Below are 24,209 nucleotides of genomic sequence, written 5' to 3'. Positions count from 1 at the left end.
CCGGTCCTTCGTGATCATGACTCCGGCCTCGCGCCAGGAGCGGTGCGACGCCGGTCGCGATCAAGCAGCCGACAGGTCGAAACCACATGAACGATCGCACCCCATTCAGTAGGGCAAACCGCCTGCGTCACAGCCGCGGCGGAACCGTCTCCATGAACTCCCAATAATTTCGCGCCGCCGGCGGGAAGAACGAGCGTATTATCAAAAGTGGACGTTTCAAACATTTTGCGGGCGATCCCGCGGCGAATCAGCTCGAAAAATTGTTGCGCGAAATGCCAAGCGCTGAAAATGGCGCCTCCGCAGGTGCTTGCCATGCAAGCGCGCGCAAGGTATCAGGATGGAACGATATCGAATGCGCCGGAGACAAAAGAGAGCCAAATTAGTCTCTGAAATGCCTCTGACCGCTTGATATTGCGGGTGTAGCTCAATGGTAGAGCAGCAGCCTTCCAAGCTGAATACGAGGGTTCGATTCCCTTCACCCGCTCCATTTCGCCTTAATGTCCCAAAAACCGAACCAGATCTGCGCGACCGATATCACGTATATATCGCCGGCATTCGTCCCTTGACCGACGCACGCCGAACGAAGCCTGCTTCGAACCGACGTGCTGTCTGGCGGTGGCCTGAGTTTTCCGCCGCCGTGGCGCCCGCGACGAACGAAACCCGGCAGAAAACCACCTGTCTTTCGCGGGAAGCTGTTCCGACAACCGGGGCCAGCTCTGGCTACAGTTTTTCCGGATCGTTTTGTTGATCTGGACGATTTACCGAATGGCCGAGCACCCACTGCTCTTTAACCACATCATATTGCTTCACGACCCGGCCAGGGTTGCCTATGAAAACCGAGAATGGAGGTATGCTCTTGCTGATGACGGCATTGGCGCCAATCACGGAATTGCGCCCGATCACGATATCGCTTTCACTTGCGACAATAGCCGCTCCGAACCCGATCCAGCATCCGTCCTCAATCCGTATCGAACCGCCCCGCGTCATGCCCTGGAAGGCTATGGGGACGTGAACGTTCTCATATGCATGGTTGTGATCCATCAATAAAACCGACGCGCCGAACATGACATCACGCCCGACATACACGTGATTTCTGGCCGAGATCATGCATCGGCGATTCAGCCTGCACCCATCGGCCAAAACAATCACGGGCGCCCCATCGCGCGGAATCTCTGGAATGTTTAACCAAACATCTTTTTCAATTTTTACGTTGTTTCCTATGCTCACGTACCTTGCCGTTTCGGGCGCCAACTCGCATGACCTATGTATGAAAACGTCTTTTCCTATTGATGCGAAAGGATAGCCGCGAAATTTAAGCGTTCTGAAGATTTTATTCGCAAGTCGCGTTCCCAGGTGCAATGGATCCAGATAGCTCCCTCTGAAAGTGCTGACGATCACGTTTCCCTCCGCATCATTGAATCCTGAAGTACGCGGCCGCCCCACTTTCGAACCCGACCGACCAGACTTTTGAAGGGAATCCGGGCCCGGCGAAGGGCAAATATTTAATATATATTTAATTTTAGCAGACGAGTTAATAAAGTCAAAATCAAAATTACACCTAGCGCGTGTGCGGGGCTGATTCAGGGCCGTTCAGTCCGCTAGACTTTGAGTGTCCGTCCGAAAAGAAGTTGAATCTGCTGCATCGTTTGTGATTCAAAGGTTGCTGCCTGATTCTGGAGGAGCCGCCGGATGCGGACCACCGGGAACTGAGGCGGCCCCGCTTGGCTGGACAGGTCTGCGGCTAAATAAGCTATGCCCGCGATTGGTTATGCCGCCAGTTTGACATCCGCCGCCGTCTCGGGCGCGAGCCTTGGAGACAGCGGCGGCGTGATTTGATGATACGCCTCGCCGGGCGTTGTCCCGCCAGCGATGTCGGCGGTGTCGGCGCCGGTCTGCGTCACTTCCCCAGGCCCTTCGGCTGTATGCCGTTTGCGTGAAAGCTTGCCCATTTTGTCCCGTCATTCTCAGATCGGGAATAGCTGATCAACCTGTCCGAATTTCCGGGGCCACCTCAGATTTGCGGCAAAGGATCGCGGCGCAATCGCCGTAATGAAATTCCCGGCTCAGACGCGAATGAACGCCTTGACCGCCGGATCGGCCGACAGCGCCTCAATATCCTGGGCATCAGGCAGTTGCGGCCGGTCGCGCTCGCGCGCGACGACGCAGAAGAAGCCGAGCGGCTCCGTCCCCGTCGCGCGGAACTGATGCCAGGTCTGCGAGGGAATGATGACGGCGTCGAGCGCCGTGACGGCGGACACCACATCGCCGACCAGGCAATGGCCGCCGCCGCGCCCGATCAGCACGAGATGGACGTGGTCATGCCGCTCCAGCGTCGAATGGCCGCCGGGCGCGACCTCGAAATACCGCAATTCGGCGAAGAGATCGGGCGAAGCCTCGGAGAGGACCTGCCGCGTCACCTGCTTGAAATGGGTTCCCTCTTCCTTGTAGGCGAGCCGCCGCACGCCCTCCCACTCGTAAAGCCCGGTATGGCGAACAACCCCGGTCATGACGCAAGCGCCTTCGACACGCTGGCGACCTCGGCGACGAAATCTTTTGTTCGCTGAATCACTTCGCCCGATTCCAGCAGGCTGCCGCCGACCAGCAGCATGGTGTCGCCGCCATAGAATGACAACACCTCGCGCACCCGGCTCGTCTTGACGCCGCCGGCCGGAACGGGAAACGCAGGCTTGAGCCCGTGCGCGGAAGAATTGAGCCGCGCCGCGAGGGACAGGCAGGTGTCCCGGCTGTAGCTGAAACGCCCGCCCAGATGCGGATAGATCGACGCATCCGCCCCGAACCATTTGAAGATGTCGCCGAACAGGACTTCGGGCGCGATCCATTCGGACCCGCCAAACGCGGGATGGGCGATGATCGGCAGCGCCGCCGCGCTGGCGAGTTCGTGCAAAAGAGCGGGGCCGACCAGCATCGGCGCCAACAACACGGCGCCGACGCCGGCCTCGCGCGCGAAGGCGAATTGCCTTTGGATGCTGGCGGGCGACCCGATCAGGTTCGGCGCGTAGATCGTCCGGCCGCCGGTCTCGGCGTTGGCTTTTTCCACCGCGCGCTGGCAAAGTTCGACGCGCTGTGCGAACGGGCAAAAATCGTGGTCGGCGAGGCCGTGATCGTCCTTGATGACATCGATGCCTGCGACAGCGAAAGAATAGGCGAGCGCCGCGAGTTTTTCCGGCGGCAAGCCCATGGGTTTCAGCGCGGTGGCGGTCAGGGCGCGTCCAAAAGCGCCGAGTTTTTCGCGCAAGGCGTTCGCGCCGAAACGCGGTCCTCTAAACGTCTTGAAGAATTCATCAGGCGGCTCGACGCCGACGAGCTTCACATCGGGCTGCAACGACGAATTGCCGAAGGCGACGTTGAGAAATTGGGCGGGATCAAGAGCCGTCGTGCGGAGGGGCTGCGCGATTGTCACCGCAAACCCTCCGCTCTCGCGCGGTTTGATCGAGAGGACCTCGCCGACGATGTTTTCGCGCACCCATGCGTCGGAGGCGGCAGCGCGCGAAAGCTCCACCGTCTGTTCCAGCAGCAGCGACTCCGAGCGGGCGGCGATGTCGCTGGAATCGCCCGCGACATGGTAGTGAAAAACGATATGGCTCATCCCGCTCTCATCTTCGCATCAGCGTGCGTGACCGAACGCCTGTCCAACAGCCTGAGCCTTATCCCGCGCCTTTCGAGGCATCGCCTCCTTCGAGGGCCTGCGCAATGTCGGCGATGATGTCGTTGGGGTCTTCGAGCCCGATGGAGAGGCGCACGAAGGCGGGCGTGATGCCGGCGGCGGCAAGCTGTTGCGCATCGAGTTGCGCATGCGTGGTCGAGGCCGGATGAATCGCAAGGCTGCGCGCATCGCCGATATTGGCGAGATGATAGAAAAGCTTGAGGCGATCGATGAAGGCGAAAGCCGCCGCCTCGCCGCCGACCGGTTCGAAGCCTACGAGGCCGCCGTAACCGTATTTCAGATAGGCGTCGGCGCGCGCGCGGTCGAGGCCGGTTTGCAGGCCGGGGTAAACCACCCTGGCGACCTTCGGATGGTGGGCGAGATAATCGGCGACTTTGGCGGCGTTGTCGAAATGGCGCTGGAGCCGCAACGGCAGGGTTTCCAGTCCTTGCAGGAGCAGGAACGCATTCTGCGGCGCGAGAGATGGCCCGAGGTCGCGCAGCAGCGCCGCGCGGGCGCGGGTCAGATAGGCGACGGGGCCGAACGAGGCCGACAGCTCCAGATAGGTGCGATTGCCGTAGCCTGGGTCAGGCCGGAGCAGCAACGGCTGGCGTTCGGGAAAATCCGCCCACGGAAACGTGCCGGAATCCACGATGGCGCCGCCGATCGTCGTGCCGTGCCCGCCGATATATTTGGTCGCGGAATAGACCGTGATGGCCGCGCCGTGATCGAACGGCGCGATGGCGAGCGGCGCCGCCGTGTTGTCGATGATGAGGGGAATGCCGAGCGGCCGGCCGAGCGCGGCGACCTCCGCGATGGGAAACACAGAGAGTTTCGGGTTGGGCAGCGATTCGCCGAAATAGAGCCGGGTGCGCGCATCCGTGGCGCGGCGGAAATTTTCCGGGTCCGCCGGATCGACAAAGCGCGCCTCGATGCCGAACTGTTTTAGACGCTCGCGGAAGAAATGGACCGTGCCGCCATAGAGATCGGGCGAAGAGACGATGTTGTCGCCGGCTTCGACCAGGGTCAACACGGCGATCGCCACCGCCGCCTGGCCGGAGGCGAGGCCGAGCGCCGCCGCGCCGCCTTCGAGCGCCGCCAGTCGCTCCTCGAACGCATTGACGGTCGGGTTGACGACGCGCGAATAGGTGTAGGCGAGTTGCTCGAAATTGACGATCTTGATCGCGGTCGCGGTGTCCGGGAAATCGAACGACGTCGTCTGATAGATCGGCACGGTCGTCGCCGATGTCGCGGGATCGTGACGAAAATTGCCGCCATGCAGGACGATCGTGTCAGAAGAGAGCGAGGGGGACGTCGCGGACATTTGCGGTTCCTTCTCCAAAGGCGGCTCGCAAGCGGCGAGCGCCAAAGACGTTTGGGAAACAGGCTCGTTCATGTGTTTTCGCGCTCAAGTGGCGACGCGCGCGACGTCGTTGCGCTCGCTCATGACGCCGAGGGCTCCGGGTTTTCCTCCGTCGATTGACGCACGACGGCGGTGTAGGCGTGTTCGAGCAATTGCAAGGCGCCGCGGTAGCCGACGTAAGAGCGCGCAAGCACGACTTCATCGGTGGCGGGGTAGCTGATCTCAACCAGCGGCGCGCCGATCTCACCGGCGGTCGAGCCTTCCCAGGTCGAGCCGAACAGGATCGGATATTCGCCGATGCGCGGACGCCGGGCGATCCAGTCGTGGGCGCGATGACCGTCCGGCTCGAAGATCGGTTCGCCGTCAACGCCCGGCGCGAGATCGCGGAAGGCGGCGCGGATCGCCGCCTGTTCGCTGTCGGGCGGATTTTCGGTGAGGACGAACACGCCGGGATTGAGGCCGAGATCGCCGACGAAGAATTTCGCGATCGCCAGCGCATAGGCGCTCTCGCTGACAATGTTGATCTCGGACGGCAGCTTGTATTGGCTGGCGCAGCCGGAGTAGAACCCCGCGAAGTCGCGCAGGTAATGATAATATTCGCGCTCTTCGCGCGCGATAAAACGCTCCACGCGCGCCGGATCGGCCTCGACCGCCTCGGCGACCTGGCGCAAGAAAGCGCCGGTCGCCCGCGCGCCGATCGGGATCGCCGGGACATGCAGGAAGGGTTGGCCGTAGACGCTTTCAAGGCGCCGGGCGAGCGAGAGCCCGAGCCAGGGCGTCAGCACAAGATTGAGTTCGGCCGCGGGAATCGCCCGCCATTCCTCAAGCCCGAGCGACGCCGGCCCGAACAGAATGTTCACCTCAAGCCCTATGCCTTCGAGGATGCGGCGGATCTCGGCGAGATCGCCGCGCCAGAACGGATTCTGATAGGGCAACAGCGACCAGACATTGACGAGGCCCTTGCGGGTTTGAGGCGCGGAACCCGCCTGCTGGGCGACATATTGGTCGAGAATTGCGCGAACGACCGTCTCATGACCGGTGAAATTGTTGCCGCGATAGCCGAGCGTCTCGGCGAACACGATCGGAACGCCGCGACGTTGATAAGCGTTGACGACATTGGCCACATCGTCGCCGACGAGACCGGGGATGCAGCCGCTCTGGACGACATAAAGCTCCGCCTCCATCACCTTCAGCGTCGAGGAAATCAGCTCGTCGAGCCGGTCGGCGCCGCCGAAAATCACTTCCCTGTTGCCGATATTGGTGGAAGGCGCGTGGAATTCGCCGCCCTGATAGCCGGAGACGCCGGAGAGCGCGCGGAACTGTTTGCTCGCGCAGCCCGGCCCGCAATGGGTGATCGAAATGGCGCCCTCGATGGCGATGACGGAGGCGAGCGCGCCAAGCGCGCAAGCGTAACGCACTTGTTCGATCGGGCCGCTCGGGGCTTTGAAGCGGCCGCTGTCGGCGTCGTCGTCGAGACGTGACTGGATGTTCATGAGGCTTTCTCGCTCCTGGAGCGTTTTCCAGCGAAGTGGATGCCGGTTCGCGTCAAGACCCGAAGGGCCGCGTTAGCGAATACGCGTAAAAACAAAAAACGAGAGCCCCGATCCGATTCAATCGGATCGGAAAAGGCTCTAGGCTTCGGAAAGTCCTGCCTGGGCGTCGGTTTCGGCGGCAAGCGCGTAGGGATTGGTTTCTTCCAGCCACCATTGCTGGTAGGGGAAGCGAGAATGGGCGGCGACGTCCTGATAGAACCGGCGGCGCGGCAGCACGCGCAGGATGGCGCGGCCGATGGTGAGCAGTCCTTCGTAGCCGAGCCCGTCGTTGGAATAGAAAATCGGCAAGACCGGAATGCCCATCCGGCCGGCGAGGACCGCTATCGAGCCGCTATGCCGGCAGATGACGAAATCGGGGTTGGCGCGCTTTAGCGCCGCATGCGCCTGGAAATGCTGATCCGGGCTCACGGTGAAATGCTCGACGTCGCCGGTTGTCTGGACGAGATGGCCGAGCGAGTCCTGGCGCGGATCCTTGCTGTCGGTCATGGGATCGTGATGGAACGAGAAGGCGTCGTCCACCGTGACGCCAAGTTCGCGCAGATCCGCAATCAATCCGTGCGCGAAAGCGGCGCCGGCGGCGACGAAACCCTTCTTGCCCTTGAGCGCCTCGCGCAGCCGCTCGAGTTCCGGCGCGATGCGGGCGCGTTCGGAGGCGATCACCGCCTCGACCAGATGCTCGCGCCTGGTGACGCGGGCGATTTCGCGCAGCCAATTGTCGGTGGCGTCCAGGCCATAGGGCAGCGGCGCGCGGATTTCCGGCACGCCATATTCCTGCTCAAGGCCGGTCGCGAGATAGGAGAGCACGAAACACATCGTGACGGTCGCCGCGGCGGTCGAGAGATCGGCAAGACGTTCGAGCGAATTGCCGCCCATCACCAGATTGACTTGCAATCCCAGCGGGTTGAGGAGCGGCGAAAAGACGTCGGGGCCGCCGAGGTGAATGACGTTGAGAAGATCGTCGCGTTTTTCGTGCGGACGGTTGGGCGCGAGCCGCCGCAGAATCGCGTGTTCGATCACGTCCCAGCCGGAAGACCAATGGCGCGATTTGAAGCCTTCGCAATGAAGCGGCACGACGGGAATGCCGATCTCGTCTTCGAGCTGGCGGGTGGTTTCGTCGATGTCGTCGCCAATAATGCCCGTCGCGCAGGAGGTCGCGACGAAGATCACGCGCGGATGGTGGCGCTCGTAGGCTTGCCGGATGGTGTCGGCGAGCCGGTCGACGCCGCCGAACACCATGTCCTGCTCGCCCAGGTTGGTGCAAATCGACTTGGGATCCTCGGGCTTCCAGCCACGGCGCGCGGCGAGATCGCGCGAATAGCGCGAGGTGAAGGACTGGCTCGAGGCGCAGCCGATCGGCGAATGCTGGATGACCACCGTATCCTTGATGATGGTGGCGTTGGTGACAGCGATCTGTTCGGCGCACATCGAGGCTTGCGAATAGGGACTCGATTGCTCGCAAAGCCGCCGTCCGCCCGGGCCGCAATCGCGCCCGCAGCCGTAAGTGAAGGCGGAGTCGCGCGCAAGTTCCCGCGCGCCGCCCTCCCACTGGGTGATCGTGCCCAACCGCTGTTCGCGGGTCTCGGCCTGTGACGTACGAAGGTTGATAGCCATTGAATGGACTCCTCGTCCGACGCGACGCGTCCCTCTTGGTTCGACGCGACGCTTCCCACTTGTTTCGACGCGACGCGTCCCTCCCGGGGCGGCGCGCAAGGCAGTCAATTATCGACTAAGTCGATAGACTATATTAGCTGTATGAATCCGCGCGTCAATCCCGCTCGCCCATATCCACGGTTTTTCGGATCGAGCCGCAGGCATTATCCTCGGCGCAGGCAAAGGCGGCGGGCGCCGCGGCCGGGCGCCTTCCCTATTCTTGTTTGGGCGGGAGCGCTTTGAGGATATCCTCGAACACATCGTCCCAGCCCGCCTGGTCCATTTCGACGAGCGCCAGACTGCGGAGCAGGAATGCGCCCTCGGCGGCGATGAGAGCTGTCCTGGTCCGGCGCTCCACTTCAGAGCCTGGATCAAGTTGTGTGATCCACTCGGCATAGAATTCGCGGATTTTCTGTTTTTGCTCGGGCGACTGGAGCAATAACAGGATTACGCTGACAAATCTGGCTTGAGACGGCTCGTCGATGCTCTTGGACGCTCGAATGTAACCCCGCGCCCGATCCAGACTGTCCGCGTCCGGCGGCGTGTTTCGCGCGAGTTCGGCTTCAAAAACTTTTGCGCCACGATCTACGATGGCGGCGATCAGATCGTCCTTGCTGCCGAAACAATATTGCAACCCGCCCTTGGTGATGCCGGCGGCCTTGGCGACCGCGTCAAAGGTGAGCGCCGTGGCGCCGTCGCGAAACACGATCTGTTCGGCGACGTCCAGAACCATGTCGCGATCGATCGTTCGATTTCGGCCCATTTCACCTCTTTCCAATACATACGTATGGATTTAGAACACCACCACGAGCTTCGCAAGTCCCCGCGCCGCCAGACACAGCGCGACCGGCTTGTCGAACGCCGCCGCGAAGACCGCCTGATCCCGCTGAACCCCTGCGGCGCAAGGCCAAACGAACAGGAGCGCCCCATGAGCCCGCGCAAAAGCTGGCGTTCTTCCGTGATCCCGACGGTCACATCATGCCTGATCCTGGCGCTCTGCGGCTGCAAACCCTCCGCGAAAGATCCGGTCGCCGAGACGCCTTCCGCAGAGGTTTCCATCGTCGCCGCCAAGGCGGTCGCCGCGTCGCGAACCGTCGATCTCCCGGGCCGCCTTGCCTCCACGCGCGTCGCTGAAGTCCGCGCCCAAGTTTCCGGTATTATTCAAGAGCGCGCGTTCAAGGAAGGCGCCCAGGTCGCGGAAGGCGACGTCCTGTTCCGCATCGACCCGTCGATTTATCAGGCGGAGGTCGACGCCAAGGCGGCGGCGGTCGCCCGCGCCGAAGCCAACCGGATTCAGGCGGTCAAACAGGCTGAACGCGCCGACGCCTTGCTGGAAAAGCGGGCGGCCAGCACCGCCCAGCATGACATCGCCACCGCCATGCTCCAACAGGCCGAGGCCGATGTCGCCAGCGCGAAAGCGCAGCTCGCCCGCGCCAGAATCGACCTCGATCACGCCACTGTCCGCGCGCCGATCGCAGGGCGCATCGGCCGCGCGCTGGTGACCGAGGGCGCGCTGGCCCAAGGAGATGCGACCAGGCTGGCCGTCATCCAGCAGATCGACCCCATCTACGCCGATTTCAGCGCTGACGCGTCGGAGATCGGCCTGCTCATGGATCGCGCCGCCACCAACGAACCCATCGAAGTCCGTCTGGTTCGCGATGACGGCGCGCCGCGCCCCGGCGCCGGAGAACTGCTGTTTTCGGATGTGAGCGTGGACGCCGGCACCGGACAGGTCAGTCTGCGCGCGGCCTTCGCCAACCCCAATGGCGCGCTGCTGCCGGGCGCCTATGTTCGCGTCCGCGTCCCCTTCGGCGTGGCCGCGGGCGCCGTCATCGTGCCGGCGCAAGCCATTCAGCGCAGCAGCGCCGGCGAGGCGCAGGCCTATGTCGTCGGCGAGAACAAGACCCTCGCGCTGCGCCCGCTGCGCACGGGCGCGCTGACGGACGCGGGCTGGATCGTGGAAGACGGTCTGAAGCCCGGCGAAACGGTGGTGGTCGAGGGCTTTCAAAGAATCCAGCCCGGCATGCCCGTCACATCAAAACCCTGGCGCGACGCCCCCGCGGCGGTTTCCGCAAAACCCTGACCGATTTTCCAAAGGCGCGCCAACGTGACCGACTTCTTCATCGACCGCCCGATCTTCGCCTGGGTCATTTCGATCTTCATCGCGCTCGCCGGCCTGATCGCGCTGGTCTTTCTGCCGGTGTCGCAATATCCGGATGTCGCCCCGGTCACCGTTCAGGTGACGGCGACCTATCCCGGCGCGCCGCCGGAGCGGCTCTATGATGGCGTCACCCGCATCATCGAGGAGGAGCTGAACGGCATTCCCGGCCTGATGTATTACGAATCGACCAGCGACACATCCGGGCAGGCCCAGATCATGATCTCGTTCGCCCCGGGCGCCAACGCTGCGGACGCGACAGTCGCCGTGCAGAACCGGATCAAGCGCATCGAGGCGCGCTTGCCGCGCGTCGTGATCCAGCAGGGCGTCACGGTCGAGGAGGCCAGCACCAGCTTCCTCCAGGTGGTGACGCTGTCTTCGCGCGACGGCGCCCTGAGCGAAGCCGATCTCGGCGATCTCGCGGCGCGGCGCGTCCTGGGCGAGTTGCGACGCGTGCCCGGCGTGGGCCGCGCCATCCTGTTCTCGACGGAAAAGGCGATGCGCGTCTGGATCGACCCGGCCAAACTGGTGGGTCTGAATTTTTCGCCCGGCGACGTCACCGCCGCGATCGCCGCGCAGAACGCGCTGGTCGCCTCGGGATCGATCGGCGCGCTGCCGGCCAGCCCCGGCCAGCGCATCGTCGCCAATGTGCTGGTGAAGGGGCAGCTCACCACGGTCGAGGAGTTCGAGGACATCGTCTTGCGCGCCAATCCCGACGGCTCGCTGGCGCGCCTGCGCGATGTCGCGACCGTCGAGCGCGCCGGCCAGTCCTACGCCAACCAGACCCGCCTCGACGGGCGCCCCGCCGCCGGCATCGGCATCCAGCTCGCCCCCGGCGGCAACGCGCTTTCGACCGCTGCGGCCTTGAAGGCGAAACTGGCGCAGTTGCAAAAGACTCTGCCCGCCAATGTCAGCGTGGCCACGCCCTATGACACCACGCCCTTTGTCGAGGTTTCGATCCACCAGGTGCTCAAGACGCTGGTCGAGGCGATGATCCTCGTCTTCGCGGTTATGTTCCTGTTCCTGCAAAACCTTCGCTACACGCTGATTCCGGCCATTGTCGTGCCGATCGCCCTGCTCGGCGCTTGCGGCGCGCTGCTGATCGCCGGCTTTTCGGTGAATGTGCTGACCATGTTCGGCATGGTGCTGGCCATCGGCATTCTGGTGGACGACGCCATTGTCGTGGTGGAAAATGTCGAGCGCACCATGGCGGAGGAAAAACTTTCGCCGCGCGAGGCCACCCGCAAGGCGATGGGGCAGATCAGAGCCGCCATTATCGGCATCACCTCGGTTCTGGTCGCCGTCTTCGTCCCCATGGCCGCATTTCCCGGCTCCGTCGGGGTGATCTATCGTCAGTTCGCAGTCAGCATGGCGACCTCCATTGCCCTGTCCGCCTTCCTCGCTCTGTCGCTGACGCCCGCGCTATGCGCGACCCTGCTCAAGCCGATCGCGCACGGGCATGAGTCGCAGGGCTTTTTCAAAATCTTCAACCGCGCGTTCACAGCCGGCAAGCGGACCTATCTGTCGGGCGTCGCAAGCCTTCTGCGTCGTCCGATGCGCGCGCTCGCCGTTTATGCGGCGCTCCTGGCCGCGCTCGGCTGGGGTTACGCGCGCCTGCCGTCGAGTTTTCTGCCCACGGAAGATCAGGGCTATGTCATCGTTGATGCGCAGACCCCGCCGGAAGCTTCCGCCGAGCGGACGCTCGATGTGGCGAAGCGGATCGAGGATCATTTTGCCGCGGAAAAGGCGGTCGCGGGGCATGTGCAAATTCTCGGCTTCGGCTTTTCCGGTCAGGGTCAGAACACCACGCTGGCCTTCGTGAACCTGAAAGACTGGAGCGAGCGCGGCCCGGAGGACAGCGCCGACGCCATCAGCGCCCGCGCCAACGCCGCGCTCGGCGCGCTTCCCGACGCGGTCGCGATGGCGCTGGCGCCTCCGGCGATCGACTCGCTGGGCAATTCCAGCGGGTTCAACTTCCGTTTGCAGGACAAGGCCCAGCAAGGCTACGCCGCCCTCGCGGCGGCGCGCGACCAGCTCCTGAAGGCGGCGAGTCAAAGCCCGATTCTGCGGGGCGTCTATGTCGAGGGGCTGCCGACGGCGCCGCAGATCGAACTCATGATCGACCGACAGAAGGCGAATGCGCTCGGCGTCACCTTTGCGAGCGTCAACGAGGCGCTCTCGACCAGCCTCGGCTCGGTCTATGTCAATGATTTTCCCAGCCGGGGCCGAATGCAGCAGGTCATCGTGCAGGCGGACGCCGCCCGGCGCATGAAGCCGGACGACCTGCTGAACATCTATGTCCGCAACGCGCAGGGGCAGATGACGCCGCTGCAATCCTTCGCCCGGATCGGCTGGGCGATGGGTCCCGCGCAGGTGGTCGGCTACAATGGTTATCCCAGCATCAAATTTTCGGGCAGCGCGGCGCCGGGCTACGCCAGCGGCGACGCCATGGCGGAGATGGAGCGGCTCGCCGCCCAATTGCCGCAAGGGTTCGAGTTCGCCTGGACCGGGCAATCGCTTCAGGAAAAGCTGTCGGGCAGCCAAGCCGTTTACCTGTTCGCCCTGTCGCTGCTGAGCGTCTTCCTGTGCCTCGCCGCGCTTTATGAAAGCTGGTCGATCCCGCTGGTGGTGCTGCTGGCGGTGCCGACCGGCGCTTTGGGCGCGGTTTTCGCCGTGCTGCTGCGCGACTTGCCCGACGACATCTATTTCAAGGTCGGCCTCGTCACCGTGGTCGGATTGACGGCCAAGAACGCCATTCTGATCGTCGAAATGGCAAGGGAATTTCTGGCGCAGGGACGCTCATTGCGCGAGGCGGCGCTTGAGGCCTGCGAATTGCGGTTCCGGCCGATCGTGATGACGTCCTTCGCTTTCATCCTCGGCGTGACGCCGCTGGCGCTGGCGACCGGCGCCGGCATGAACAGTCAGCGCGCCATCGGCACGGGCGTGCTCGGCGGCATGATCGCCGCGACGGCGCTGGCGGTGTTCGTGACACCGCTGCTTTATGTGCTGATCGTCAATATCTCGCAAAAAAGGAAGAGCGAGCGGATGACACCGGGCGAAGATCTCGCGAAGACCTCTCAAACAGCCTGAAGGTTGGCCGCCGAAAGGATCGGCCACGAAGGGCGTCGTTCGATCCCGGCGTCTCAACCAACGTTGCGCCCCAATCCATGGCGCTGAACGCGGCGCGCTTGGGGTTGCCGACGTGGATCATGACAGCCAGCAAGGACGCGCCCGGTTCGGCCGCCGGTTCTGGCGGGGACGCCGACCCGCGCCCGCGCCCTGCGACGAGATTACGACGGCGATATCTTCCACCGCGCCGCCCCCTGGGGGTCGATGGCTTTCCAATATGTTATGTTATAACATACCAGACCCTCAAGCCTTGCGCGCGCCACCGACGCCGCGCGACATTCCTGCGGGTCCACCGGAGAACGGGCCGCACAAGCGCGAGATCAGCCTTTGTGCGCCTCGGCGCAGCATCCGGGGGCCTTGATCTCATCGCCCGTGGCGACGGGCGCCGTATAAGTGTACGTTGTGCAGAATGGAACTCGAACAGGAGCAGCGCCGTGACGAGGACCGCGAAGACCTCGGGCGATCATCGAGACTGGGTCAAGAAGGTGGAAGACATTTGCGAGGCCAACGCCTTGCAACTCACGCCGCTGCGACGGCAGGTGCTTGAGTTGATCTCGCGCGCCAAGGCGCCGCTCGGCGCCTATGCGGTGATCGATCAGTTGTCTCAATCGCGTGCGAAAAGCGTCGCGCCGCCAACCGCCTATCGCGCGCTGGATTTTCTGGTCGATCATGGCTTTGTCGTCAAGATCGCCAGCACCAACGCCTACGCGCCCTGCGATCATCTCGGCCACCATCATCATGGCATGCTGCTGATTTGTAACCGCTGCGGTCGCGCTGACGAGATCGAGAACCCGAAGCTCGACGCCGTTCTGGCGGAGACCGCCGCGAGAATCGGTTTCCGTCCGCAACGGCAAGTGGTCGAGATCGAAGGTTTGTGCGGCGCGTGCGGCGAAGCCGTCGCCGCGCCGCAGGCCTTGCCGAACGGCTGAAACTCTTCAGAACTGCAGGGTCATGGCGGCCTTGATCCCGCGTCCCTGCATCATGACCTCGTCCTTCTTGAACGAGGTGGAATCGCGGATCACGGAGTTCAGCAGGTTGTTGCCGACCAGACTGACGGTCAGCGCCTTGGCGCCGCTGTCCTCGGAGAAGCGATGGGTATAGCTCAATTCGGCCTTCAGCAGGTTGTAGCCGGGCGTCGCGGTCTCAAGCGGAGCGGTCTGCGTGTGGGCAAAAGCATGCAATAAACTCGCGCGGGCGAAAAGGTCGCCGTCGCGCCAGAAAAGGCCGCCGCCGAGGCGATGGGGTGGAATGCGCGGCGCATTTGAGCCGTCGTCGAAGCGGGCGTGGACGAAATCGTAGCGGCCGTCGACGCCGAAAACGCCAGTTCCGATCTCCATGACATCATATTGCGTCGCGAGGTCGAGGCCGTGAAAATTGGCGCCGGTCTGCGAATAGACCGTTTGCCGGAACTCCCCACCCGGCGTCCCGCAGGAGGCGAAATCGTCGCCGCAGGTGACGCCGGTCAGGCGGCGATAGATGAAACCGTTGTAGCGCGTGGCGTAGACCGAACCGTCGAAGCGCAGCGCGCCCTCCTTGCGGCGCAGGGCGAACTCGATCGTTTGGGCGACCTCCTTCTTGAGATCGGCGTCGCCGATTTCGAACGTGCCGCTGGCGTCATGGGCGCCATGGGCGAACAGTTCGACCCCTGTCGGCGCGCGCTCGACATATTGCCCGGTCAGGCTGGCGACCACGTCCTGCGGCAGGGTTTGCAGCAGACCGAAGCTGAAACTGTGCGGCGTGAAATTTTTCCGCGCGCCGCTTTCGACCGGATCCGTTCCGTTCCAGAGGTCATCGGAGGGAAAGGCGGCGGACTGACCGCTCCAATAGACCTTGTCGATGCGCGCCGCAGCCTGCGCGCGCAGCGTCTTGCTCAGCTCCAGCTCCTCGAAGACGAAGGCCGCCGCCGAGCGGTTGAGCGCCGGGCCGAGCAGGCCGCCGGCGTCGCCGCTCGTGCCGATCGAGCGCAACCCGGCTTGAACGCCGACTGCGCCGCGCAGCGCGCCCCAATCGGTCGCGACCGGCGCGTGCTGGGCTTCGATCCGCGTTTCCAGCTCCTGGTTCTTGAACGTGGCTTGGATGGCGTCGGCGCCGGCAGCGTCGAGTCCGCGTTCGTCATGGCGGTAATCCGTGGCGCCGAACCACAGGCGGAAGGCTTCGAACGGTCCGCTCTGCGGGCGATATTCGCCCTTGGCCTGAAGCTTGTCCTGGCGCATGACGATATGGGTCTTTTCGTCCGCCGACTGGCCGCCGGGAATTTGGTAATCGGCGTCGAAATGGGTGTAGGACACCCCGAAAAAGCCCTGGTCGAACAGGTAGGACGAGCCGACCGAGCCGCCTTGCGAGAAAAAGGCGCTGTTGGCCTGGACGCCGGCTGGCGTGCCGTAGTTGTCCGAGCGGCGCACGAAACCGTCGGCGTGCAGGGCGATGGGGCCGACGCCTGTGTTGAGCGCGGCGGCGAGGTCGCGCGCCTTGTCGATGTTGGCGAGGCTGCCGGTGATATTGCCCGAATAGCCGCTCACCGGAATGAAGGTGGGGATGCGGTTGTTTGAAACATTGACCACGCCGCCAATGGCCTGCGCGCCATAGCGAAGGGTCGCGGGGCCGCGCACGACCTCGATCTGGTCGGCCGCCATCGGGTCGATGGCGACGCCGTGATCGTCGCCCAGCTCGGACACGTCATGCGCGCCAATGCCGTTTTCCTGAACGCGCACGCGCACGCTGTCGAGGCCGCGAATGACGGGACGGCTGGCCCCCGGCGCGAAGCTCGAAGCGGAGATGCCGGGCTTGTCGGCCAGAGCCTCGCCGAGCGTCTTGGGCGTGTTGCGCTCGATCTCGACTTTCGGCGCAACGGTGATGGGCGCGAAACTCTGGGTGATGATCGGCGCCAAGCCGGGGGGCGCGGACCTGAGCGGCGCCAGGTTGACGCCCGGACCCTGCGTCGCGGGCGGGCGCGTGAAAATCGGCGACGAGGTGACCTCGATGTCAGGCAGCGCGATCACCGTCTCGGCTTCGGCCGCGGCGGCCATGGCTGTCGCGCTCATGGATAGAACGACCCGAAGACATGACTTGCGCAAATCGGACATCCGACCAACCCTCCCTCTGACTGTCGTTATGTTATGATATGATATAATATAACATAACGGTCAACCGACCAGAGGAGCCGGATGGCCTGACCGCATCAAGCCGCGCTCGCGCTTGCCGCTGAACTGAATTTTGAGTCCTGCGGCTTGGGCCTCACCATCCAGATCGCCTCCTTGACGACGCGCGGAATGCTAGATTATACAATATTGATACGTTATAATATAACATTCGTGAGGCGTCATGACCAAGCCCCAAGCGCAGGATGCGCGCCTGCCCGTCACCGTCCTGTCCGGATTTCTCGGCGCCGGAAAGACGACCCTTCTCAATCACATTCTCAACAATCGCGAAGGCCGCAAGGTCGCCGTCATCGTCAACGACATGAGCGAGGTCAATATCGACGCCGATCTCGTGCGCGAGGCGACTGCGTTGAGCCGTTCCGAGGAAAAGCTCGTCGAGCTGACCAACGGCTGCATCTGCTGCACCCTGCGCGACGATCTGCTCAAGGAGGTGCGCCGACTGGCGGACGAAGGCAGGTTCGATTGCCTCCTTATCGAGAGCACCGGCGTTTCGGAACCGCTGCCCGTGGCGACGACGTTCGAGTTCCGCGACGAGGGGGGACAAAGCCTGTCCGACATCGCCCGCCTCGACGCCATGGTCACGGTGGTGGACGCCGTCCATCTGCTCAAGGATTATTCATCGGCCGATTTTCTCGCCGATCGCGGCGAGACGGCGGGAGAGGGCGACGAGCGGACGCTTGTTGGCCTGCTTGTCGCGCAGATCGAATTCGCTGATATCGTGGTGATCAACAAGGTTTCGGATGCGACGCCGGCGCAACGCGACGCGGCCCGCGCCATCATCCGCGCGCTCAACCCGGATGCGCGCGTGATCGAGTCGGATTTCGGGCGGGTGGCGGCGCAGGACCTGTTCGACACCGGGCTGTTCGATTTCGACCGCGCGCATGAGCATCCGCTCTGGTTCAAGGAGCTTTACGGACACGCCGAGCATGTTCCCGAGGATTCCGCTTATGGCGTGACCAGTTTCGTCTGGCGCGCGCGCCGTCCTCTTGAGCCCGAACGCTTCGCCGAATTCGTCGATACGCCGCTGCCGGGCGTCATCCGCGCCAAAGGGCATTTCTGGTTGGCGACCCGACCGAACTGGGTGGGCGAATTCAGCGTGGCGGGCGCCGCGGCGAACGTGAGTCCGCTCGGCCGCTGGTGGTCCTCGATCCCTGTCGAAGACTGGGGCGTCGACGAGGCGACGCGTGCGAAAGCGCTCGCGAAGTTCGATCCCGTCTATGGCGACCGCCGTCAGGAGATCGTCTTCATCGGCATGCTCGGAACCATGAACCGCGCCAAGATCACCGCCATGCTGGACCGCTGCCTCGCGCCGGAGGACCAGGGCCGGAATTTCGACCCCTCCGCCTTCCGCCATTTGCCCGATCCCTTTCCCTCCTGGGAAAGACAGGCGTCGTGACCTTCCCCGCCATCGACGCGAGAACGACGACGGATCTGCTCGACCTGACCGCCCTCTGGCGCGACGAAGGACGCACGGTGGTCGCGGTTTTGCACGATCATGCGCAGGTCCGCCGCGCCCTTTTCCGAAACCTTGTTGCGCGCGCGCGATGGAAGCAGAGAATGCTCAATCGATTTAATTCCGGATGATCAGGCACTGACCGCCGGCCGATTTCAGGCGTTCGCACAGCGTTGTCGCGCTTTGACGGGAAACCTCGGACACCCTGACCTGATACCAGTAGGTCGGCGCGCGGCCGCCGATTCGCCTCGGCACGACCTCGGGCTCATGAGGTCCAAGGATGGTCGGAAATTGCCGCCTCATCTCGACAAATTGCAGGAGAGCGGTTGATCTTGACCGATCCCCAGTCAGTTGCAGCGACCAGGGCCGAGACGATCGTTTCGGCATGGCGGCGACTTGTGATTTTGCTGAAGCAACAGGCGCCTCCTTGTTCGGAGCGGCGCTTAAGGCCGCGATCGCGCCCTGCGGCGGACATTCAGCCTTCCGCGTTTTGTTTGGCTCGTCCTCCGCATCGCGCATGCCCACCCAATCGTCAGCGTCGCGGCCCGTGATGTTTCGTACATAGTTCCGGGTTTCCTGAGGTAAGGCGCGCACCCCCGCCAGCCAATCCTGAACGCGCGCGGGTCCGGCGTTGTACGCGGCGGCAGCCAGGCCGAGATTGCCGAACTTCTGACGCAATTCTCCCAACCAGCGCCCTGAATGTTGGATCGATAACGACCAGTTGAAAGGATCGTCCAGTCCTCGCCATTGTGCGGTTCCTGGCATGAACTGCGCAATGCCGATAGCGCCGGCCGAACTCACAGCCCTCGGGTTGAAGCGGCTCTCCCGCCAAAGCAGTTGGACGAGGAAGTTTTCGGGAAGTCCGAAGGTTTTCGCCGCTACGGCGATCTCGCCACACGCATCATTTCGGGGTTCGGCGCGGCGCATGGAAATCGGTCTGGCCGGCCCTGCGGGCTGCCCGGCGGCGGACTGCGTGGCCGCTGGTTTCGCCTTGTCCTGGTCGTCTGTGATCGGCGCGGCCTGAACGATGGAAGCGCAGGTGAGCGCCAGTCCGACGCAAAGTCCGCCCATTCGGTTATTCGCATAAACCATCTGTCAGACCTATTCGACGCCTGAGAGAAATTAGCTTCAAATGCCAAATAAAAAGTTCGCCAACGTCAATGAAAACCGAACTGATTTGGCCAAGGCCGCCCTCGATACATTTCGCGACCGAACCGGAACCGACTCTGGCGACGCGATCGGCGACCTCAGCGGCCGGAACGTCACGAATTTTAATTCAAAACCCTTCCTGGATGGAAGTCTCCAGAGATTTCAGATCGAGGAAAGCGACGGGAGGCGGCGCTGCGTCGCACTGGGCGCCGGATTAGGAATATTTGCCTCTCCGTGGATACGTGCAAAAATTGGCCATGACTTTTGCCGCGCCTCCCGACGAACGTATGTTTGAGCGACCACAGCCCCCGCAACTGGCCGACAGGGGCCGTTTCGCCTTCATTCTCGCGATCTGCTTTCTTTTGCACGCGGTCCCGATCTGGCTTTTCATCAATTTCGAGAGAGCGCAGGAGTTGGCGCCGGGAGAACAGGAAATCCCTGTCGAGATCGTCGTCGAGCCGCCGCCGCCCGACGAGCCGGAGCCGCCTCCGCCCCAGAAAGAAAAACCGCTCGACGAGAAAATCGCCACCGACGCGCCACGCCCGGCCAATGAAGAAAAGGTCGAGAGGGACGCTCACGACGCAGTCTCGCATTCGCCAAAGACGACGCCGAACGCCGAACCGGCCGCGCGCCCGCCAGCCGCTGCAAAGGCCTCGAAGCCGGACTCATCGGCGGCGGCGCAGCCCATGGACCTTGATCCCAATGGGGATCCGGTAACAGCGGCGCCAGCGCTGGAGCCGCAGGAGCAACCGAAGCCTCCTCAGCCCGCGCCCCAACCTGAGGCGCAACAGCCGCCGGCGCAAGAGCCGATGTCGGCCTTCGCCGCCTTGCCCGACTACAGTTTCGCGCCCGTATCCAGAAAGACGCCCGTCGCGACGGGCAAGGCGGCTTCGACTTATCTTTCCATCGTCTATGGCATGGTGATGTCGCGCATTCGTTACCCCGAAGGGGCGGCCGGTCACGGGCGGACCACGGGAGATATCGTCTTCGGCGTCGATGGCGCCGGCCGTCTTGTCGGGCAGCGCATCGTCAGATCGAGCGGATCGCCCGAACTGGACCTGGCCGCCATGGCCGCCATCCGCGCGGCCGCGCCGTTTCCGCCGCCGCCAACGGGAGCCGGGATCAGCCTGAACCTTCGTTACCAAAGGTAGATGCTGCGTCCGCCTTTGCCGGTCAGGTCACGCGTCCGCGCGACCTGACGGAACAGACGAGGATCCAGACGATCGGCGCACGCGCCGACGACGCGATCGAGGCGATGTTGCACGAATTGGCGGTAGAGCTTGGAGCCCTGTTCGGACGAGAGCGCATCGACGTGGCGTTCGCGCAACGGACATGGATATTGGACGCGGGCGAAGATTCGTGACGCGGGGCGCAGGAAGGCGCCATAATCCTTGCGCCTTCGGCCCGCAGGCGCCATGCGTCTTGAGGTCGGAAGGCGTTGCGCTGGCGGGTCAGTCGCCGGCAAGAGCGGTCGAACCGGAATCGCTCTTCGGCGGCTTGAAAACCAAGGTTATATTGCGCGCATGAAACAGGTCTTGCTGGTCAACAGCGCTCTTGCGCTGCCGCCCGGAAAAATGGCGGCGCAGGTGGCTCATGCTTCCATTGCGGCCTTCCTGGTCGCCACCAACGCAAACAGGCAGAAATGGCTCGACGTTGGCATGCCGAAGATTGTCCTCGATGGTCAAAACGAGGCGCAACTCGACATGATGCTTCGGCGGGCGCGCGAAGCGGACATCCCCGCGTATCTCGTCAGGGACGCCGGGAGGACCGTTGTCGCCGCGGGGACCGTGACCTGCCTTGGACTCGGTCCAGCCCCCATCCGGGAGATTGATGCGTTGACCGGCGCGCTGGTTTTGCTGAAGTAGCTGGTGGCGTGCGATGACTGCGCGGTTGAACTGTTTGGAGGAGAAACACCTTGAGCAATGCGGATGAGAAGCGCGTCCAGAAGCTGGCTGAGCGCAAGGGTTTTCACTTGGAAAAAGCAGGGCATGGCAACAGCCATGGCCGTTTCTACATCATGAATGTGGCGGAGGGCGCCAGGATGCGCTCCGGTGCCGCCGATCACGAATATTCTTTTTCGTTGGAGGAGGCCGAGGCCTGGCTATCCGCCTACTCGAAATGACTCGCCGCCGCCGGGCCGTCGCGCCAGCGCTACCCGTTCACGACCTGTAATTCGGTCGTTCTCATGCGCTGGTTCGTGGTCTATCGAAGCGATGAACTGGGAGACGCCCTCGCCTCCATGTCCGATGGAAAGGAGCGCGCTGACCCATGCTCGCGCGCTCGACCGGGATTGCGCCGAAGTCGTCCGCATCGAGGGACCTGAAGGCGAGGTCATGCCTGCGAGAAAACTCGACAAGTGGCTCGACAGCGGTCCGGACATGGTCGAATGAGGGACACAATGCGCAGCATCCTCTCCAATGGCGACGACGGGAAATGACCGCGTCGGCAGCCCTTGCGTCTTCGACGCCCCGCCCTGCGCCGACGAAATGGCCACGAGGATGGCGCCGTCAGTCTATGGTAACCGTCGGAGGTGGCGCGGCCGCATCCCACCAGCAGCGCCCCGTCGAAGACGAAAACCACCGCATAGCTTCGCTCGAAAATCATGCGCTGGCGGCCTCTTTCGACCCGTCCGCGCCACGTGCGAAGATCCCCGCCGAGAGGTAACGCTCGCCGGAATCGGGGAGAATAACAACTGCGGTGGCGCCCAGGTTTTCCGGGCGCGACAACACCTTCATGGCGCTCCACAGCGCCGCTCCCGAAGACGGGCCGACGGAACTCCCTTCTGTGCTGGCGAGTTCGCGGGCGAGGCGATAGGCGTCGACGTCATCCACCGCGACGATTTCGTCGTATCGGTGAAGCGTCGCCGCCACGCGCTCAAGACGCGGCGCATCCCGACCAGAAGCCCAACGTAAACACCGAGCCTCCCAGAAAATTCAAGCCCACCGGCGCAAAAGGCGCAAGGGACGCGCGCGCTTTCACGCTGTCGGGCTGTCGTGGGCGGCCAAAGCTTCGATATTGCTTCTCGCCGTTTGAGACATGCGGGCGAGGCAAATGCCGGAGACGCCGAAAATCTTCTATTTCCAGACCGCCACGGGCGCCCTCGCAAAAATCAGGACGTTCGAACGGCGGCCAGCCTCGCTTGCCGCGTATTTCACGGCGGCTTCTCGACTGACGAATAATCCGCCGCCGCCTCCGTTGGACTCCATGGCCACCCAATGGCCTTCTTCATCCTGACCGACGACAAATTGCAAATCCGCGACCGCGCGCTGAATATTTCGCGCTTGGACGGCATTCGAGGGAAAGCGCATGTTTTTGCCCAGAGCTGAGCGATCCGGGTTGTAGACCGCGGCGGCGATGTACACCGGGTCAGCGTAAGCATTCGATACAGAAAAAGACCCGACAGCATAAAAGCGTATTTCGAGATTAACGACGGGTTTGGCTTGGCGCGCCCCGGCTCGGTCTAGAGCGCATTCGGTGAACACACGTTCACCGAATGCGCTCTAGCTTTTTGTTTTTACGCATTTTCTTCACGCGAACCGGCATCCACTTCGCTTGAAGATGCTCTAGCAACTCAAGCCCGAACGGACAGGCCAAAGCGGACCAGATCACCTCCGCTTGTCTGCGCAAGTCACGCAACGAATATATTGATATGAAATAATATTTTTGGATGAACGTCGGTGCGGTCTTCCATTTCGACACACCCATTCTCGCCGTCCAGGTTTGCGCTTCGTCACTGGCGCAAGGCTACGTCTTTGCCAACGACGGGCGCCGACGCATTGTAAGGAAATCATAATGATCAGGCGTCCTTCGTAATGGCGTGAGTCACTTGAACTGCGGGTATAGCTTCCGCGTCAGGCTCGGTAGGCGCCCTGCCGCTCGAGCATCCAACCTGGATACTCGGCCGGCAGTTTGGTGACGGCATCGAGGGCGGCGAGATCGGCCTGGTCGAGCGTCACCTGCGTCGCGCTGATATTATCCCGGAGTTGCTCGACGCGCTTTGCGCCGATGATCACGCTGGTGACGACATCCTGGCTCAAAAGCCACGCAAGCGCGATCTGAGCGACGCTCACGCCTTTCGCCTCGGCGATGGCGCGCATCGCCTCTATCGCCGCGAAACCCCGATCGCGGTCCACCGGCGGGAAGTCGAAACGCGCGCGCCGACCATCGACGCCCTTGCCGTCGCGGTCATATTTGCCTGAGAGGAAGCCGCCGGCGAGCGGGCTCCAGACCATCAGCCCGATTTTCTCGGACCTCAACATCGGCAAGATTTCGCGTTCCAGATCGCGGCCCGCCAGCGTGTAATAGGCTTGCAGCGACAGGATCGGCGCGAGCTGCCGCGCCTGTGTTATCCCGACCGCCTTCATCACCTGCCACGCCGCCCAGTTGGAAAGGCCGATGTAGCGGACATGTCCCTGGCGCACGAGCGTATCGAGCGCCTCCAGCGTTTCCACAATCGGCGTCGCCGGATCGAAACCATGAATTTGATAGAGGTCGATATGATCGAGTCCGAGGCGCAGCAGGCTCGCCTTGCATTGGCTGAGAATATGGCCGCGCGAGGCGCCACGCGCGTTCGGTCCCGCGCCCATCGGTCCGAGCACTTTGGTCGCGATCACCACCTCATCGCGCGAGATGCCGAGGTTTTTCAGAGATTGGCCCAGGATGCGCTCGCTGTCTCCGCCAGCATAGATGTTGGCGGTATCGATGAAATTGATGCCGGCCTCGATCGCGGTCTTGATCAGGGCATCGGCCTCATCTTGCCGCAACTGCCCGATTTGACTCCATATGCCTTCGGCGCCGCCGAAGGTCATCGTCCCCAGGCAAAATTCGGAAACGAACAGGCCGCTCTGGCCAAGCTGACGCATACGCATAAGAAGACTCCTTGGTTGGGCTGGAATAGATATCTGATACCGCCCTCCATCCCGTTGGCGCGAC

General features: G+C 63.1%; 24 protein-coding genes and 1 tRNA gene. 10 read left to right on the top strand and 15 right to left on the bottom strand.

Features of this window, described 5'->3' with window-relative positions; translation table 11 throughout:
• Positions 1 to 14: 14 nt before the first annotated feature.
• On the bottom strand, positions 15 to 314 hold the full coding sequence (locus tag CCR94_RS24795; protein ID WP_146090153.1) for a hypothetical protein: 300 nt from the start codon (positions 312 to 314) through the stop codon (positions 15 to 17).
• A gap of 99 nt (positions 315 to 413) precedes the next feature.
• On the opposite strand from CCR94_RS24795, the gene CCR94_RS22300 reads away from it, so the two are divergent.
• Positions 414 to 487 (top strand) — tRNA-Gly (locus CCR94_RS22300).
• A 233-nt stretch (positions 488 to 720) separates the two neighbouring features.
• Here the strand turns inward: CCR94_RS22300 and CCR94_RS22295 are convergent.
• The 8 genes from CCR94_RS22295 to CCR94_RS22265 form a co-directional block, all read right to left on the bottom strand.
• Complete coding sequence (locus CCR94_RS22295; protein WP_146090152.1) at positions 721 to 1,398, bottom strand: acyltransferase; 678 nt, start codon at positions 1,396 to 1,398, stop codon at positions 721 to 723.
• 368 nt (positions 1,399 to 1,766) lie between these two features.
• Positions 1,767 to 1,901 (bottom strand): hypothetical protein, encoded by a 135-nt coding sequence (locus CCR94_RS26430; RefSeq protein ID WP_275112834.1) that lies wholly within the window; start codon positions 1,899 to 1,901, stop codon positions 1,767 to 1,769.
• 162 nt (positions 1,902 to 2,063) lie between these two features.
• Complete coding sequence (locus tag CCR94_RS22290) at positions 2,064 to 2,507, bottom strand: cupin domain-containing protein (RefSeq protein ID WP_104510483.1); 444 nt, start codon at positions 2,505 to 2,507, stop codon at positions 2,064 to 2,066.
• A complete protein-coding gene (locus CCR94_RS22285; RefSeq protein ID WP_104510482.1) occupies positions 2,504 to 3,607 on the bottom strand; it encodes a RuBisCO large subunit C-terminal-like domain-containing protein in 1,104 nt (367 codons plus the stop codon). Before CCR94_RS22285 ends, CCR94_RS22290 begins: the two co-directional genes overlap by 4 nt.
• Before the next feature lie 58 nt (positions 3,608 to 3,665).
• Positions 3,666 to 4,988 carry an O-acetylhomoserine aminocarboxypropyltransferase/cysteine synthase family protein gene (locus CCR94_RS22280; RefSeq protein ID WP_104510605.1) on the bottom strand — a complete coding sequence of 441 codons (1,323 nt, stop codon included), beginning with the start codon at positions 4,986 to 4,988 and terminating at the stop codon, positions 3,666 to 3,668.
• A 119-nt stretch (positions 4,989 to 5,107) separates the two neighbouring features.
• Positions 5,108 to 6,520, bottom strand: coding sequence for a nitrogenase component 1 (locus CCR94_RS22275; protein WP_104510481.1), 1,413 nt, complete (start codon positions 6,518 to 6,520; stop codon positions 5,108 to 5,110).
• A 138-nt stretch (positions 6,521 to 6,658) separates the two neighbouring features.
• Entirely contained in the window at positions 6,659 to 8,191 is a 1,533-nt protein-coding gene (locus CCR94_RS22270; protein WP_104510480.1) for a nitrogenase component 1, read from the bottom strand.
• A 253-nt stretch (positions 8,192 to 8,444) separates the two neighbouring features.
• Positions 8,445 to 8,993 (bottom strand): TetR/AcrR family transcriptional regulator, encoded by a 549-nt coding sequence (locus tag CCR94_RS22265; RefSeq protein ID WP_104510479.1) that lies wholly within the window; start codon positions 8,991 to 8,993, stop codon positions 8,445 to 8,447.
• A gap of 165 nt (positions 8,994 to 9,158) precedes the next feature.
• Between CCR94_RS22265 and CCR94_RS22260 the strand changes: the two genes are divergently transcribed.
• From CCR94_RS22260 to CCR94_RS25340, 3 genes are all read left to right on the top strand, one after another.
• Entirely contained in the window at positions 9,159 to 10,313 is a 1,155-nt protein-coding gene (locus tag CCR94_RS22260) for an efflux RND transporter periplasmic adaptor subunit (protein ID WP_104510478.1), read from the top strand.
• Between the two features lie 24 nt (positions 10,314 to 10,337).
• The gene (locus CCR94_RS22255) at positions 10,338 to 13,478 is read left to right on the top strand and encodes a multidrug efflux RND transporter permease subunit (RefSeq protein WP_104510477.1); all 3,141 of its coding nucleotides are present in this window, start codon (positions 10,338 to 10,340) and stop codon (positions 13,476 to 13,478) included.
• A gap of 473 nt (positions 13,479 to 13,951) precedes the next feature.
• Entirely contained in the window at positions 13,952 to 14,446 is a 495-nt protein-coding gene (locus CCR94_RS25340) for a Fur family transcriptional regulator (RefSeq protein WP_158254879.1), read from the top strand.
• Between the two features lie 6 nt (positions 14,447 to 14,452).
• Here CCR94_RS25340 and CCR94_RS22245 read toward each other — a convergent pair whose 3' ends face one another.
• Positions 14,453 to 16,558, bottom strand: coding sequence for a TonB-dependent receptor (locus CCR94_RS22245; RefSeq protein ID WP_244594182.1), 2,106 nt, complete (start codon positions 16,556 to 16,558; stop codon positions 14,453 to 14,455).
• Between the two features lie 280 nt (positions 16,559 to 16,838).
• On the opposite strand from CCR94_RS22245, the gene CCR94_RS22240 reads away from it, so the two are divergent.
• A complete protein-coding gene (locus tag CCR94_RS22240; RefSeq protein ID WP_104510474.1) occupies positions 16,839 to 18,071 on the top strand; it encodes a GTP-binding protein in 1,233 nt (410 codons plus the stop codon).
• A gap of 174 nt (positions 18,072 to 18,245) precedes the next feature.
• Here the strand turns inward: CCR94_RS22240 and CCR94_RS22230 are convergent, their stop codons facing one another.
• On the bottom strand, positions 18,246 to 19,220 hold the full coding sequence (locus CCR94_RS22230) for a lytic transglycosylase domain-containing protein (RefSeq protein ID WP_104510473.1): 975 nt from the start codon (positions 19,218 to 19,220) through the stop codon (positions 18,246 to 18,248).
• 40 nt (positions 19,221 to 19,260) lie between these two features.
• Between CCR94_RS22230 and CCR94_RS25335 the strand changes: the two genes are divergently transcribed.
• The 5 genes from CCR94_RS25335 (at position 19,261) to CCR94_RS25330 (ending at position 21,667) form a co-directional block, all read left to right on the top strand.
• On the top strand, positions 19,261 to 19,572 hold the full coding sequence (locus tag CCR94_RS25335) for a hypothetical protein (protein ID WP_158254878.1): 312 nt from the start codon (positions 19,261 to 19,263) through the stop codon (positions 19,570 to 19,572).
• A complete protein-coding gene (locus tag CCR94_RS22225) occupies positions 19,565 to 20,428 on the top strand; it encodes a TonB family protein (protein ID WP_158254877.1) in 864 nt (287 codons plus the stop codon). Before CCR94_RS25335 ends, CCR94_RS22225 begins: the two co-directional genes overlap by 8 nt.
• Positions 20,429 to 20,800: 372 nt before the next feature.
• Positions 20,801 to 21,142, top strand: coding sequence for an aminoacyl-tRNA hydrolase (gene pth2, locus CCR94_RS22215; RefSeq protein ID WP_158254876.1), 342 nt, complete (start codon positions 20,801 to 20,803; stop codon positions 21,140 to 21,142).
• A 50-nt stretch (positions 21,143 to 21,192) separates the two neighbouring features.
• The gene (locus tag CCR94_RS22210) at positions 21,193 to 21,399 is read left to right on the top strand and encodes a hypothetical protein (RefSeq protein WP_104510469.1); all 207 of its coding nucleotides are present in this window, start codon (positions 21,193 to 21,195) and stop codon (positions 21,397 to 21,399) included.
• Between the two features lie 124 nt (positions 21,400 to 21,523).
• Positions 21,524 to 21,667: a hypothetical protein gene (locus CCR94_RS25330; RefSeq protein WP_158254875.1), complete on the top strand. Its 144-nt coding sequence runs from the start codon at positions 21,524 to 21,526 to the stop codon at positions 21,665 to 21,667.
• Positions 21,668 to 21,877: 210 nt separating this feature from the next.
• Here the strand turns inward: CCR94_RS25330 and CCR94_RS22205 are convergent, their stop codons facing one another.
• The 4 genes from CCR94_RS22205 to CCR94_RS22190 form a co-directional block, all read right to left on the bottom strand.
• The gene (locus CCR94_RS22205) at positions 21,878 to 22,147 is read right to left on the bottom strand and encodes a pyridoxal-phosphate dependent enzyme (protein WP_104510468.1); all 270 of its coding nucleotides are present in this window, start codon (positions 22,145 to 22,147) and stop codon (positions 21,878 to 21,880) included.
• Between the two features lie 204 nt (positions 22,148 to 22,351).
• On the bottom strand, positions 22,352 to 22,639 hold the full coding sequence (locus CCR94_RS22200; protein ID WP_244594181.1) for a hypothetical protein: 288 nt from the start codon (positions 22,637 to 22,639) through the stop codon (positions 22,352 to 22,354).
• A gap of 124 nt (positions 22,640 to 22,763) precedes the next feature.
• Positions 22,764 to 22,982, bottom strand: coding sequence for a hypothetical protein (locus CCR94_RS22195; protein WP_104510467.1), 219 nt, complete (start codon positions 22,980 to 22,982; stop codon positions 22,764 to 22,766).
• Positions 22,983 to 23,128: 146 nt separating this feature from the next.
• On the bottom strand, positions 23,129 to 24,145 hold the full coding sequence (locus tag CCR94_RS22190) for an aldo/keto reductase (protein ID WP_104510466.1): 1,017 nt from the start codon (positions 24,143 to 24,145) through the stop codon (positions 23,129 to 23,131).
• Between the last annotated feature and the right edge of the window lie 64 nt (positions 24,146 to 24,209).

The organism is Rhodoblastus sphagnicola (assembly GCF_002937075.1).
GTDB classification, from domain to species: Bacteria; Pseudomonadota; Alphaproteobacteria; order Rhizobiales; family Beijerinckiaceae; genus Rhodoblastus; species Rhodoblastus sphagnicola.
The sequence above is the reverse complement of the archived record's forward strand: the minus strand, read 5'-3'. Positions and strand labels throughout refer to the sequence as shown.